Here is a 210-nt window from a genome sequence, read left to right on the forward strand (position 1 = left end):
ATCTTTCATCTCTTTTTTTGATTGTCGAATCTTCGACCGTTCAGCTCGAATGGCTTTGCGCGTGGGGACATCCACTGTATGTTCAATGCGTTCAGTCTGTTCGGCTTCGATATCAGACAGTTGTGTATGGATATTGGCGATTTCTTCGGGTGTTAATGGACCATCAGCTTCTCGCTCGAGTTCTGGTATGACATTCGACTCAACTAAGGC

1 protein-coding gene is annotated in these 210 nt (G+C 45.7%); it reads right to left on the minus strand.

The genetic code is table 11. The features are described from left to right. On the minus strand, positions 1 to 210 hold a 210-nt coding region (locus V6E76_RS11475), incomplete at both ends, for a hypothetical protein (protein WP_499797823.1).

This window comes from Jeotgalicoccus huakuii (genome assembly GCF_036665975.1).
Taxonomy (GTDB): domain Bacteria; phylum Bacillota; class Bacilli; order Staphylococcales; family Salinicoccaceae; genus Jeotgalicoccus; species Jeotgalicoccus marinus.